Raw genomic sequence first — 12961 nt, 5'->3', positions numbered from 1 at the left:
GAGGCGAGTGTCGCCGTCCACGCCGACGCCGACCTGCTGGCGCAGGCCGTGGCGGCTCGGTTGCTGGTGAAGCTGCTCGACGCCGCCCGGAGTACGGCTTCCTGCCGCCCGCGCAGCGCCAGCGGGCGTTGCTGGCCAAGCCGGGCACCATGTTCGTCAACCAGCCGGACATCCCGGTGCCGCTCTGCCTGGAGTTCCCGTTCCCGGCCTGGGCCACCCGGGTCTCCGAGGCGGGCCGGGCACCATCGGAGACGCTGCGCTCGATCACCCAGTCCGCCGACCCGTTCGCCGTGGTGGGCTCCGGCGGCGGCACCGACGACGACATCCCGTTCTAGGGAGGGCCGGCACAGGTGAGCGCGAGGAGTGAGCTTGCGAGCCCCGCAGTCGCGAACGGAAGGCCAGCTCAGCCATGAAGATCCTGCACACCTCCGACTGGCACGTGGGAAAGGTGCTCAAGGGGCAGTCCCGGGCCGACGAGCACAAGGCCGTGCTGGCCGGGGTGATCGAGATCGCCCGTGCGGAACAGCCGGATCTGGTGATCGTCGCTGGCGACCTCTATGACACCGCCGCGCCCAGCTCGGAGGCGACCCGCCTGGTCACCAGGGCGTTGACGGCGTTGCGGCGTACCGGCGCTGACGTGGTGGCGATCGGCGGCAACCACGACAACGGCCCGGCGCTGGACGCGTTGCGTCCGTGGGCCGAGGCCGCCGGCATCACGCTGCGCGGCGGGGTGCGGGAAAACCCCGACGAGCACGTCATCGACGGCACCACCGCCGGTGGCGAGCGGTGGCGGCTGGCCGCGTTGCCGTTCCTGTCCCAGCGGTACGCGGTGCGCGCGTTGGAGATGTACGAGCTGACCGCCGCGGAGACCAACCAGACGTACGCCGACCACCTGGGCCGGGTGCTGGGGCGACTGACCGAGGGTTTCACCGAACCGGACCGGGTGCATCTGGTCACCGCGCACCTGACGGTGACCGGCGCGACCACCGGCGGCGGCGAACGCGACGCGCACACGGTGCTGGGCTACGCCGTCCCGGCCACCGTCTTCCCGGCCACCGCGCACTACGTGGCGCTGGGCCACCTGCACCGGGCGCAGCGGGTCATCGGCCCCTGCCCGGTGCGCTACAGCGGCAGCCCGCTCGCTGTCGACTTCGGTGAGCAGGAGAACGTCCCCTCCGTGACGATTGTCGAGGTGACGGCCAGCACGGCCGCCCGGGTGCGGGAGGTGCCGGTGACGGCGGCGAGCGCGCTGCGGACGGTGCGCGGCACCCTGGAGCAGCTCGCCGAGATCGAGGCACCGGACGCGTGGCTGCGGGTGTACGTGCGGGAGCAACCCCGCGCCGGCCTGCGCGAGGAGATCCAGGAGCTGCTCCCCCGAGCCCTGGAGATCCGGATCGACCCGGAGCTGTTGGCCGCGCCGGGCAGCGGCGCGCGCATCGCGCAGCGGTCGGGGCGTTCGCCCCGGGAGTTGTTCGCCGACTACCTGGACAGCCGGGGTCACGCCGACGAGGGTGTCCAGGAGCTCTTCGACGAGCTTTTCGAGGAGGTCGAGCACTGATGCGTCCGATGCGGTTGGACATGGCCGGCTTCACGGTCTTCCGGGACGAGACCACTGTCGACTTCACCGACGCCGATTTCTTCGCGCTGATCGGCCCCACCGGTTCGGGCAAGTCGACGGTGCTGGACGCGATCTGCTTCGTCCTCTACGGCATGGTGCCCCGCTGGGGTGGTGCCCGGGGGTTGGCGAACGCGCTCGCGCCGTCGGCGACCGAGGCGCGGGTGCGGTTGGTCTTCGAGTCCGGCGGCGCCCGTTACGTGGCGACCCGGGTGGTCCGCCGGGACGGCCGGGGCAACGTGAAGACCGCGAACGCCGGGTTGCAGCTGATGCCGGCCGGTTTTGACGTGACCAAACTGGATACCGGTCTGAGCCCGGACGACCTCGGCGAGGTGGTGGCCGGCACCCCCGCCGAGATGGAGCAGGCGGTGCTGGAGGCGGTCGGGCTGCCGTACGAGCAGTTCACCAGCTGTGTGGTGCTGCCACAGGGGCAGTTCGCCGACTTCCTGCACGCCAAGCCGGCGACCCGGCAGCAGATCCTGGTCAACCTGCTGGGCCTCGGCGTCTACGAGGACGTCCAGAAGAAGGCGACGGCGCGCGCCGCGCAGGCGGAGGCCCGGCTGGAGGCGGTCGACCAGGTGCTCGCCGGGTTGACCGGCGTGGACGACGAGGCGTTGGCCGAGGCCGACGCCCGGGTCGACCGGATGGCCGAGCTGGCGGCGGCGGTGGCCGAGGCGGTGCCGGAGCTGGCGGCGGCCCGGGTCACCGCACGGGAGGCCGCGGCGGCGTTGACCGCGCTGGACGACGAGCTGACAGTGCTGACCGGGGTGCGCGCGCCGGGTGGGGTGGCCGCTGTCGCCCGCGCGGTCGCCGCGGCGCGGGCCGACGCCGAGGCGGCGGCGGCCGGGGTGTCGCTGGCCGAGGAGCGGGAGGACAAGCTGCGCGGCGAGCTGGCCGCCGCCGGTGACGAGAGCGCGCTGCGACTTCAACTGCGGGCGTACGACGATCGGGATCGGCTGTCCGGTGAGGCCGAGACGGTCCGGGCGACGGTGCGCGCGGCGAATGACGAGCACGCCGCCGCGGTGGCGGCGCTGGCCGCCGCACGGGTGGTCGCCGAGCGGGCCGACGCCGAGTTGGAGGCGGCCTTCCGGGCGCACGAGGAGGCGAAGGCCACCGATCTGGCGGTGAGCCTGCGGGTGCACCTGCATGCCGGTGCGGCGTGCCCGGTGTGCGAGCAGCCGGTGGCCGAGGTGCCGGCGGTGCCGGCCGATTCGGCGGTGGCCGCCGCGACGGCGGCGGGCAAGGCGGCGCGGGCCGCTTCCAAGGCCGCGCAGGCGACGGTGCAGGAGCGGGACACGGCGGCGCGGGAGCTGGAGCGGCTGCTGGTGCAGGCGCGAGCGCGCCAGGAGCAGATGGAGGCCCGGCTGGCCGAGCTGGACGGGCAGCTCTCCGGCGCGGCCGAGCCGGCCGTGCTGCGCCGGGAGTTGGCCGAGCATGCCCGGTTGCGGCGCGCGCTGGAGGAGGCGGCGACAGCGGTCCGGGCCGGCCGTGAGGCCGCTCGGCAGGCCCGGGCCGGGGTGGACGCCGCCGAGGAGCGGCTGCGGGCGGCGTGGCGGGCCTTCGACACCGCCCGTGACGGTTTGGCCCGGTTCGGCCCTCCGGCGACCGACCGGGACGACGTGGCCGCCGCGTGGGCGGCGCTGACCGGGTGGGCGACCACCGAGGCGGACCTCCGGCGCGCCGAGCGGGCCGGCCGGGCCGACGCCGTCGCGGAGGCCGAGTCGGTGGCCGACGGGGTGCAGCGGGGCATCGCTGGCATCTTCGCCGCCGCCGACGTGCCGGTCGGGGACGACCCGGTGCACGCGGCGACGGTGGCGGTGGAGCGGGCCGACGCCGACCGGCGGCGGCTGCACGAGCGTCGCGAGCAGGCCGGTACGTTGCGCGAGCAGCGGGCGGGCCACGAGCGGGAGGCGCAGGTGGCGCGCGCGCTCGCCGGGCACCTGCGGGCCAACAACTTCGAGCGGTGGTTGCTGGCCGAGGCGTTGGACCTGCTCGTCGACGGCGCGTCGGGGATCCTGCGGGAGCTTTCCTCCGGTCAGTACGAGCTGGTGCACGACAAGGGCGAGTTCGTGGTGGTCGACCACCACGACGCGGGGTTGCGCCGGGGCGTGCGCACCCTCTCCGGCGGTGAGACGTTCCAGGCGTCGCTGGCGTTGGCGTTGGCGCTCTCCGAGCAGTTGGCCGGCATGTCGACAACGGCGGCGAGCCTGGAGTCGATCGTCCTGGACGAGGGTTTCGGCACGCTCGACGCCGCCACCTTGGACCCGGTGGCGGCGACCCTGGAGAACCTGGCGGCCCGGGGCGATCGGATGGTCGGTGTGGTCACCCACGTGCCGGCGCTGGCCGAGCGGATCCCGGTCCGGTTCGAGGTGCGCAAGGACGCGCGCTCGTCACGCATCGAACGGACCGGCCGGTGAGCGCGAGGAGTGCGGCGCACGGGAGCAGCGCAGTCGCTGACGAGGGGCCGGCCCGGTGAGCGACGCCGCGTTCTTCGTGGATTCGTGGGATCCGGCGTACGGGGCGTCGTTCGAGGCGTCGACCGCCGGGCCGGCAGCGCCGAGCAGCGCCCAGGTCGACGCGGACGTGGAGTTGCCCGCCGTGGACTGGCGGGCGATCGGGGTACGCCCCGGGGTGCGGGCGCCGGACGTGGTGTTGCTCGTCGACGGGGTTCGGCGCATCGACGCCAGCATCTGGACGGCGGAGACCGACGGTCTGTCGTTCCCCGGGTTGGCCGCCTCGTACGCGGCCGGGGTGGTCCGGTGTGACCTGGGGCGGGGTGCGGCGCAGTTGGCGGGTACCCGGGTTGGTCGGGGCCTGTTCACAGCGAGCCCGTCGGCGCAGGACGTGGTGGCGGGCGCGATCCGTTACCCGGTGCACCGGGTGGGTGGCACCGGTGAGCTGGCGAAGTTGCCGGCCGCCGTGCAGGGCCCGCTGACCGCGTTGGAGGTGGCGGTGTCCGACGCCGCCCGGGTCGACGGTGACCTGTTGGTGGTGGACGGCCCGCTGCGCAGTCGTCGGCAGTTGCCGCGCACCCTGGGCTACATCAAGACGCAGCACAGTCAGTACCTGGACGCCCGGCTGACCGCTGTGGTGACGGGTATGGCATCGGGTGAGCGTTCCCCGGTGTTCCGGCTCGGCACCGCCTGGGGCGGTTGGTCGTGGTATTTGCGGCTGCCGGTGGCGACCGGCGCGCCGTGGGCGGGCATCGTTCGGGTGGAGTGCTCCGCCGACCTGCCCGTCGAGGCGGCGATCGAGCTGGCCGACCTGTCGCTGGTGACCCTGCCGCGCTTCGCCTCCACCCCGTACAAGGATCCGCGGGCCCCGCAGAACCTGATCCCGATCGCCGGCCTGGAGCGCCGACTGCGGGCCCTGCTCGGCGATTCCCGGCTGCTGCACCGTGCGTTGACCGCCGCGGCCCGCGCCGCCCGATGATCGCGGACACTGGTTCCGATGGGGCGTAAACGGGCGGGTGACCGTGTGGTCGAGCAGGTGGACACCGGGCTGGCGGAGTTGGTGCCGGATCCGGACCGGGCCGGCTCGTGGACGCTGCTGCTGGACGGCGCGCCGCAGTCGCACGTCGACCTGACCGATCCCACCCACCTCGAGTTCGAGTACGTGCGGCGGTTGGCTGCCGCTGTGGATCTGCTCGCGCCGGCCGGTGAGCCGTTGCGGGTGCTGCATCTTGGTGGCGGCGCGCTGACCCTGCCCCGGTACGTCTCCGCCACCAGACCCGGGTCGACCCAGCGGGTGTCCGAGGTGGACGGCGCGTTGGTTGAGCTGGTCCGTCGGGCGTTGCCGTGGCCGTCGGACGCCCGGTTGCGGGTCCGGGTGGAGGACGCCAGGGCGGTGCTCGCGTCCACCCGGGAGGCCAGCTACGACGTGGTGGTCGCCGACGTGTTCGCCGGTGCGCGTACGCCGGCCCACCTCACGTCGGTGGAGTACGCCGCCGAGGTGGCCCGGGTGCTCCGCCCCGCCGGTTGGTACCTGGCGAACCTGGCCGACGGCCCGCCGTTGCGGCACGCCCGTGGGCAGGTCGCCACGGTCCGTTCGGTGCTGCCGCAGGCCTGCCTGGTCGGGGACGCGGCGGTGCTGCGTGGGCGCCGGTACGGCAATCTGGTGCTGGTCGCCGGGCGGTCCACACCGCCGGTGCCGGAGCTGACCAGACGCGCCGCCGGCGACTGGTTCCCCGGCCGGGTGGTGGCCGGCGACGACCTGGACCGCTTCGTCGGTGGCGCGCAGGTGGTTCGGGACGCGGACGCCACCGGCTCCGATCCGCCACCGCCGGGGCTGTTCTCGGTACGCCGCTGACCGTCCACCCGACAGCGGTGGGGAAGTTTTTTCGTCGTTTGTTGATCCGCTGGGGCAGGCGCTGCGTACCACCGGGCGGCCCACCTCGTGGGCTGGCGTTGGTCACGGACATCCCGGAGGTCTGCATGCACGCGGTGGCGGCCGGTTGGCATGGCGACGCGGTACGCGCTGACTGGTTGTCGGCGCGACCCTCGTCACGGTCGACCTCGTCTGCCCGAGGGGTCGACGCACGGGCGTCGACTCGCCAGAATGGTCCGGTGACGCCGCGACCGGCGCCCGGACGCCATCAGGCGACGACAACCGAGGCCAGCCACTCCGACCAGTTGATCCGTCAGCTCTACGCCGAACACGCCGGCCCGTTGCTGATGTTCGTCATGCGCCTCACCGGGGGGGACCGGCAGCGCGCGGAGGACATCGTCCAGGAGACGCTGCTGCGTGCCTGGCGCAACGCGCACCGGCTGGGCACGCAGGGGCAGGGCTCGTTGCGGCCGTGGTTGGTGACTGTGGCCCGCCGCATCGCCATCGACGAGCACCGCAGCCAGGAGGCCCGGCCGCCGGAGACGTACGACCGGGACCTCACCGCGTTCGCCGAGGCGGACAGCACCGACCGGGTCCTGCGCACCATGACGGTGGCGGACGCGCTGCGTACGCTCAGTCAGTCGCACCGGGAGATTCTGATCTCGACGTACTTCCGGGGGCGGACGGTGCCGGAGGCAGCCGAGGAGTTGGGCCTGCCGCTCGGCACCGCCAAGTCGAGGGTCTACTACGCGCTGCGCGCGCTGCGCACGGCTCTGCAGGAGCGGGGGGTGACAGAATGAGCCGGCCGGACCACATGGACGTCGCGGCGTACGCGCTCGGTGTGCTCGACGAGCAGGACACTGAGCGGTTCGAGGAACATCTCGCCACCTGCTGGGCGTGCGCGGCCGAGTTGGAGACGATGGTGCCGGTCGTCGGGCTGCTCTCCGACATCGACGGCGAGACGATGATGGCGCTGGAACAGACGGCGACCGACCCGGCCCTGCTGGACCGGACGCTCGGCGCGGTCCGGGCCGACCGGCGACGTAGCCGGTTTCGTCACATGCTCGCGACGGCCGCCGCGGTGGTGGTCTTCGGCGGTCTGACCGGGTACGGCTTCGTCAGCGTGACCGCCAACGATCAACCGCCGGGGGTGCTCGCCGAGTCGACGCCGAGCGCGCCCAACGACCCTCCGACGAGCGTGCCGACGGCCGCGCCGAGCGGCCCGGGTGTGGGCGGCACCGAGGTGGAGGGCGACCAGGTCGAGGCGACCGACCCGACCACCGGTGTGCAGACCACCATGTTCCTGGTGACCAAGGACTACGGCACCCGGATCAATTTCAGCCTGCGGAAGCTGCCCGGCCCACGCGTCTGCCGACTGGTGGTCGTACGCAAGAACGCCACCACCGAGGTCATCTCAACCTGGTCGGTGCCGGAGGGCGGCTATGGCACCAACACCCGGCCGCAGGGTCTCGAACTGAGCGCCTCGACGTCTGCTCTGCCGAAGGACATCAAGCAGCTCCAGGTGCAGTCGGTGGATGCCAACGGCGTGGCGAGTCCGCTGGTCACCGTACCCATGTAAGCGCGCCTACCGCATCGGCGCCGGTCATTGTCACAATGGCCGGCGCCGATCTGTCGTTACGTGAGGGTCCCTCGCGGGTGCGTACGCATGGCAGCCGGAAACGGTTCAATCGATTTAAGTGAAATTGACCACTGTTACTACTTCAACCTTGACAGCCCAACCGCCGTACCTATGGGTGAACTGTCAAGAATGAGGAGGGCACGTGGCACAGATGAAGCGGACCGTCATCGTCGCGAGCGCGATGGTCGCACTAACGGCCTGCGCTCCCGCGGGTTACGACGGGGCGAACTCGAGCGCGGCTGAGCCGGTCGCCGTCGCCGCGGCCGAGCCCACCGCGACGGTTGAACCTGAGGCCTCGGCTTCCGCGGAGGCGCCCGCCGCCGACGCCCCGCCCGCGGACGTCGACCTGACCGAGAAGTTGGTCGGTAAGAGCGTCGCCCGGATGGGCAAGGTGGTCACCGACCAGGACGGCTGGATCCTGTACCGCTTCGACAAGGACACCGCCGACCCGCCGTCGTCGAACTGCGTCGACAAGTGCGCCGAGGTGTGGCCCCCGGCACTGACCGACGGCAACCCGGAGCTCACCGGCGTCTCGGACGACAAGGTCAGCAGCGTGACCCGGCAGGACGGCACCCGTCAGCTCACTGTCGGCGGCTGGCCGGTCTACCGCTACATCGGTGACAAGAAGCCCGGCCAGTGGAAGGGCCAGGCTGTCGGTGGCACCTGGTTCGTGGTCCAGCCGGACGGCAAGAAGAACCTGAGCTGCCTGCCCAAGGGCACGCCGAAGGCCGTCGCACCGCCGGCGGACAGTGGCTCGAACGACGCCGGCGGCTCGGGCTACTCGTACTGAGCCTGGTCGCCCACGAGGGCACGGTGGTCGGTCGTCGCCGGGGAGGGCGCGACCGGCCACCGCCGTGTCCGGGGTGGGTCAGGCCCGTTCCCACGGGCTCGGCACCGGGAAGTACGTCTCCAGGAACGGGATGAGCAGCGCCATCTGCGCCTCGAGGTCCTCCTCGACGGAGAACGCGTCGTTCAGGCAGAAAACCTGCCGATCCCGACGGGCGAGCAGGTGCGCCAAGCGGGCGGGCGTGTCCGGGTGGGACAGCTCGGCGATGGTGTACCGCAGGTTCCCCGGTGCCGCGCGACCGGTGTGGAACGCGTAGTAGTGGTGCAGCGACGAGGCGACCGACAGGTCGTCCATGCTGCGGAACTGACTCGCCGCGGTCCGCCGGTACTGCTGCGGGAACGTCTGCTCGATCTCCTGGAGCACGCTTCGCCGCAGCGCGTGCGGCATGTGCTTCATCTTCTGGGTCAGCACGGTGCCGAACCGCTCCGCGATCAACGCCCGGTTGTTCTTCCCGGCCGCCGACGACGGAATGTCCCCGGCGGCGGGTGGGCCCGGCGGCACCAGCGCCGGCGACGGAAAGAACCGGGAGATGCCGTTGGCCAGGAAGAAGTCCTGGGGCAGCACCTCGGTGCCGAGGAAGACGTCGTCGTTGAAGTACAGGAAGTGCTCGGAGAGCCCGTCGATGTGGTGCAGTTGACTCTCGATGGCGTGCGAGTTGTACGTCGGCAGCACCGTCGGATCGGTGAAGATCTCCCGATGGCTGACCACCCGCAGTCCGCTGGCGGACGGGTCCAACCAGGCCGGCACCTGGTCGTCGGTCACCACGTAGACATGGCGCACCCAGGGCGCGAACAGGTGCAGTGATCGGAGCGAGTAGCGCAACTCGTCGCGGCTGAGGAAGCGGGCCGCGCTCGCCGCCTCCGCGTGGTACGGCACCCCCGCCACCTCTGCCCGTCGGCGCAGCCAGGCCGGGTCGGTGCCGTCGACCCAGGTGTAGACGACGTCGACCGGGAACGGCACGTCGTCGGGGCGCGGTGCGGCGAACTCCGGACGCGTCCAGGCGGTCGCGGGTGCGGCGGCGGGTGCCAGGCCGGTGAACCGCGACTCCGGTACGAGGACCAGCGGCGCCGCCACGGTCACCTGTTCGGCGACGGCGTTGGGCCGCGGGGCGACGAGGGTGTCACCGTCCCGGGTCCAGAACTCGACGTCGCACCCGTACGCCTGCCCCAGCACCAGCCGCCGCTGGGGGTCGGTCCAGTACCAGGTCAGCCGCAACACCGCGGCGTCGGCCAGCCGGTCCCAGGTCTTCGGCTCGAAGCCGGCCGCCGGCTGCCCGGTGTCGTTCGGCACGCCGACGTAGCCAGGGACCCGACCGCAGGCGGCGGCGAGTGCGGCGTACGCCCGCGTGCGGTGCGCGGCGTCGACGGCGACGACCGACGAGCGGTGGGTTTCGCCGCGTACCCGGAAGTGGGGTACGCCGGCCTCGTCGAGCGCCGCCGTCACCGCGGTGAGGTTGTCCAGTCGTGCCATCAGGGGGGTGACCGCCCCGATCCGGGCCACCCTGGGTCCCCGGTCGGCGGTGACGACAACCCGGTCCGCGCCGGCCAGCAACTCCGGCTGGCGGCGGGCCAGCCGTTCGCCCCGGCGCTCGGAGAGGTGCCCGTCCCGCGCGGCCCGGGCGACCCACTGCTTCAGCTGGTGCCGGGCCCTGGGGCTCACCTTCGTCGCGATGGCCCGCCGGGTCTGCGGGCTCAGCACCCGGCGGTACACCTCCACGAACCCGGTGGGTTCGGCCAGCGCCCGGGCTGGCTCCCCCGATGGGGGCGTCGGGCCGCTCACCGCTGCGGGCCCGGCAGCGCCGCGATGGCGGTGGCCACCCGCTGGGAGTTGTTGCGGTCCTGGGTGACGAAGAAGTCCGTCGCCCGGCGGGTGTACTCCTCCTCACGAACGCACCCGTTCTCCAGGTACCGGATGATCGCGTCCACCGTCTCCGACGCGGTCTCGCAGACCGGGCCGAACCCGTCCTCCCGATGCTCGAAGTACCCCTTCTTGTAGCCGCCGATGGTCCAGAACTCCTCGGCGTCGAACTGCGCGTAGATCAGCGGGGTGCCGAGGTAGGCGACGTCGCAGGCCGTGGAGGAGTAGTCGGTGATGAACAGGTCGCACTGGCGCAGCGCGTCCTGCACCGTCCGGCTGGTCTGGTCCGCCATGGCGAAGCAGTCGTCGGTCGGCACGAGCCCGGCCAGCAGCGAGCGCATCTCGTAGTGCGGCAGGAGTTCGAGGGTGTACCCGTACTGCCGCAGCGCCTGCCGCAGCCGCTCGTCACCGAACAACGCGGCGAGGAATATTTGGTATGCGGAGCCTTCGAAGGCGACGCGAGGCCGGGCCGCCTTGTTGTACGACGGGGTGACGAGGTAGGTGCGCCAGGTCGGCATGAACAGGATGCGACGGTGGCCCCGGTCCGGGATCAACGCGTCGAAGCGGGGTAGGCCCGTGTTCGCCACCATGTCGCCGTAGTCGAGGTCCTTCGCCACGTACTCGGCCTCGCGGTCGGCCGAGGTCACGAAGAGGTCGAAGGAGGCCCGGCCACGGTGCACACCGGCGCTGACGTCCTTCTCGATCACCCCATGGTCGAGGAACACCCGGGTGGGGGCGATCCGCCAGTTCAGGTGCTTGAGGAAGGGCGACCGCTCCCAACTGGACGGCAGCATGTAGGAGTCGATGTCGTACGAGTTGATCAGCTTGGTGGCGTGCAACATCAGGAACTTGTGCCGCAACGACCCGTGCGTGACCACGTTGCCCAATCCCTGCAACCGGTGCCGGTCCGGACTCTCCTTGGCCAACAGGTAGTAGACGTTGCGCCGACGCTCCACCTGCCGCAGGTGCCGGAACAGGTGCGAGGAGTTGTCCTGCGCGGTGTCGGTGCGCTCGCCTACCAGCCACACGTCGCGTCGGCTCATCAACGGCGCGGTGAGCGTACGCAGCAGCCGCTCTTTCCAGAACGGGCCCCGGGAGGCCGCGTGCCGCAGGTCCTTGCGGAGCATCAGGCGTCGCCACCGGCGCTGCCCAGCCACTCCGGCCTTGCGCTGGACCAGCAGCTCCGCGTTCTCCCGCCCACTGAACGTGGGCAGGACCCGGGTGTTGCCGGACAGCTTCAGGGTCGCGTCACGCAGGTAGGCCGCCGAGATCAGGCAGTGCCGGGAGGCCTGCCCGGTCGCGGTCAGGAACACCAGCCGCAGCGCGTGCTGGCCGCCACGCAGTTTGCTGATCGGCAGCTCCGCCGAGAAGCCCGACCACTCCCGGTCGTCGTCTCCGGCCTTGAGGTCCGCCCGTCGTTCAGCGGTGACCGGCACCGTGAGGCTGCTGCCCCGCACCCGCAGCCCCATCGGGGTGCTCAGCGGCGCACGCATCGGCAGACCGTTGACCACCAGGTGTCCGGAGACCTTGAGCGTCTCCCCCGAGGACGTGAGCCGTGTCTGCTCCAGCCGCACCCCGACCGCTGTCACCTTGGTCAGCGGGAGCAGCGCCGGCGTCACCGGGTAGTCGAGGTGCAGGTCACCGCCGCAGGCGACGACCCCCCGCAGCCGCTGCCAGGGACGCGCGAACAACTCGAAGTCGTACAACTTGAACGCCAGGTACGGAACGCGGTGCCGGGTGTCGATCGTCCAGTGGGCGATGAAGGCGGGATCGATGTCCTGGTAGATCCGGGTGCACTTCTCGAAGATCTTCCACAGGTCGGCGTCCTCGAAGAGGGTGTGCGCCCGCATGGCGAAGCCCTGGTAGCTGCGGACGAGCCACCGTTCGAGCACCTCGCGGCGGAACACGTCCAGGTCGGGCCGCAGGTCGGCCAGGGTCTCGCACAGCTCCAGGTGATCCCAGAAGTTCTGCTCCCGGACGAAGAGGTTGTCCATGATGGAGCTGCTGACCGCGCGCTTGCGGTACTGGTAGACCACCGTGTCGACCAGGGCGATGCGCTCGGCCTTGAGCAGCATCGGGATGGCCAGGAAGGCGTCCTCGAAGTGGACCCCCTCGCGGAACCGGAAACCGTGCCGGCGCAGTTGGGCGAGGTCGTACAGCTTGTGGCACGGGCCGGCGTCGAAGATCAGATCTGGCGCGTCGACGACGGACTCCAGCAGCCGGTCACCCTTGCCGAACGGCTTCTTCCACAGGAACGCGGTCGGCTTCGGGAAGGTGTCCATGTCGCCGACGGCGATGCTCGCCCGATGGGTCACGATCGCCTTGAGCAGCACCTCGATGGCGCGCGGTGGCAGCAGGTCGTCGGAGTCGACGAACGCCACGTACGGCGTGTCGGCCAGGTCGAGCGCCAGGTTGCGGGCCGCCCCGGGCCCGCTGTTGGGCTGTTGCAGGGCGGTCACGTTCGGGTGCTCCGCGGCGAACTGCTTGGCCAGCAGGTCGGAGCCGTCGGTGCTGCCGTCGTCGACCAGGATGACGTGGCACTGGCCGAAGACGGTCTGCGCCGCGATCGACCCGAGTGTCTCGGGCAGGTAGTCCACCACGTTGTAGACCGGAACGATGATCGTGACCTGCGGGGCGGGGTCTACCACTCTGGGCTCCACTGGAGAGGATGCGGGAA

9 protein-coding genes and 1 pseudogene are annotated in these 12961 nt (G+C 71.8%); 8 read left to right on the top strand and 2 right to left on the bottom strand.

Annotated elements, in window-relative coordinates; translation table 11 throughout:
• The 8 genes and pseudogenes from AB0B48_RS15735 to AB0B48_RS15700 form a co-directional block, all read left to right on the top strand.
• Window positions 1-335, top strand: a pseudogene (locus tag AB0B48_RS15735) (hypothetical protein); the annotation flags it as partial.
• 74 nt (window positions 336-409) lie between these two features.
• The gene (locus AB0B48_RS15730) at window positions 410-1558 is read left to right on the top strand and encodes an exonuclease SbcCD subunit D (protein WP_357201473.1); all 1149 of its coding nucleotides are present in this window, start codon (window positions 410-412) and stop codon (window positions 1556-1558) included.
• The gene (locus AB0B48_RS15725; RefSeq protein ID WP_357201470.1) at window positions 1558-4032 is read left to right on the top strand and encodes an SMC family ATPase; all 2475 of its coding nucleotides are present in this window, start codon (window positions 1558-1560) and stop codon (window positions 4030-4032) included. The genes AB0B48_RS15730 and AB0B48_RS15725 overlap by 1 nt, the downstream gene beginning before the upstream one ends.
• Before the next feature lie 55 nt (window positions 4033-4087).
• Complete coding sequence (locus AB0B48_RS15720) at window positions 4088-5047, top strand: hypothetical protein (protein WP_355009397.1); 960 nt, start codon at window positions 4088-4090, stop codon at window positions 5045-5047.
• Window positions 5048-5065: 18 nt separating this feature from the next.
• Window positions 5066-5923, top strand: coding sequence for a fused MFS/spermidine synthase (locus tag AB0B48_RS15715; RefSeq protein ID WP_357201467.1), 858 nt, complete (start codon window positions 5066-5068; stop codon window positions 5921-5923).
• 125 nt (window positions 5924-6048) lie between these two features.
• Window positions 6049-6741, top strand: a complete 693-nt coding sequence (locus tag AB0B48_RS15710) for a sigma-70 family RNA polymerase sigma factor (RefSeq protein ID WP_030488630.1) — start codon at window positions 6049-6051, stop codon at window positions 6739-6741.
• The gene (locus AB0B48_RS15705) at window positions 6738-7520 is read left to right on the top strand and encodes a zf-HC2 domain-containing protein (protein ID WP_357201463.1); all 783 of its coding nucleotides are present in this window, start codon (window positions 6738-6740) and stop codon (window positions 7518-7520) included. Before AB0B48_RS15710 ends, AB0B48_RS15705 begins: the two co-directional genes overlap by 4 nt.
• A gap of 202 nt (window positions 7521-7722) precedes the next feature.
• Window positions 7723-8370 (top strand): hypothetical protein, encoded by a 648-nt coding sequence (locus AB0B48_RS15700; protein WP_355009394.1) that lies wholly within the window; start codon window positions 7723-7725, stop codon window positions 8368-8370.
• A 78-nt stretch (window positions 8371-8448) separates the two neighbouring features.
• On the opposite strand, the gene AB0B48_RS15695 is transcribed toward AB0B48_RS15700, so the two are convergent.
• Window positions 8449-10206 carry a stealth family protein gene (locus tag AB0B48_RS15695; protein ID WP_357201459.1) on the bottom strand — a complete coding sequence of 586 codons (1758 nt, stop codon included), beginning with the start codon at window positions 10204-10206 and terminating at the stop codon, window positions 8449-8451.
• Window positions 10203-12932, bottom strand: coding sequence for a CDP-glycerol glycerophosphotransferase family protein (locus AB0B48_RS15690; RefSeq protein WP_357201456.1), 2730 nt, complete (start codon window positions 12930-12932; stop codon window positions 10203-10205). Before AB0B48_RS15690 ends, AB0B48_RS15695 begins: the two co-directional genes overlap by 4 nt.
• Window positions 12933-12961: the final 29 nt, after the last annotated feature.

The organism is Micromonospora sp. NPDC049089, assembly GCF_040648775.1.
Lineage (GTDB): Bacteria > Actinomycetota > Actinomycetes > Mycobacteriales > Micromonosporaceae > Micromonospora.
Note: the sequence above shows the minus strand (reverse complement) of the source record. Positions and strands in the feature narration are given on the sequence as shown.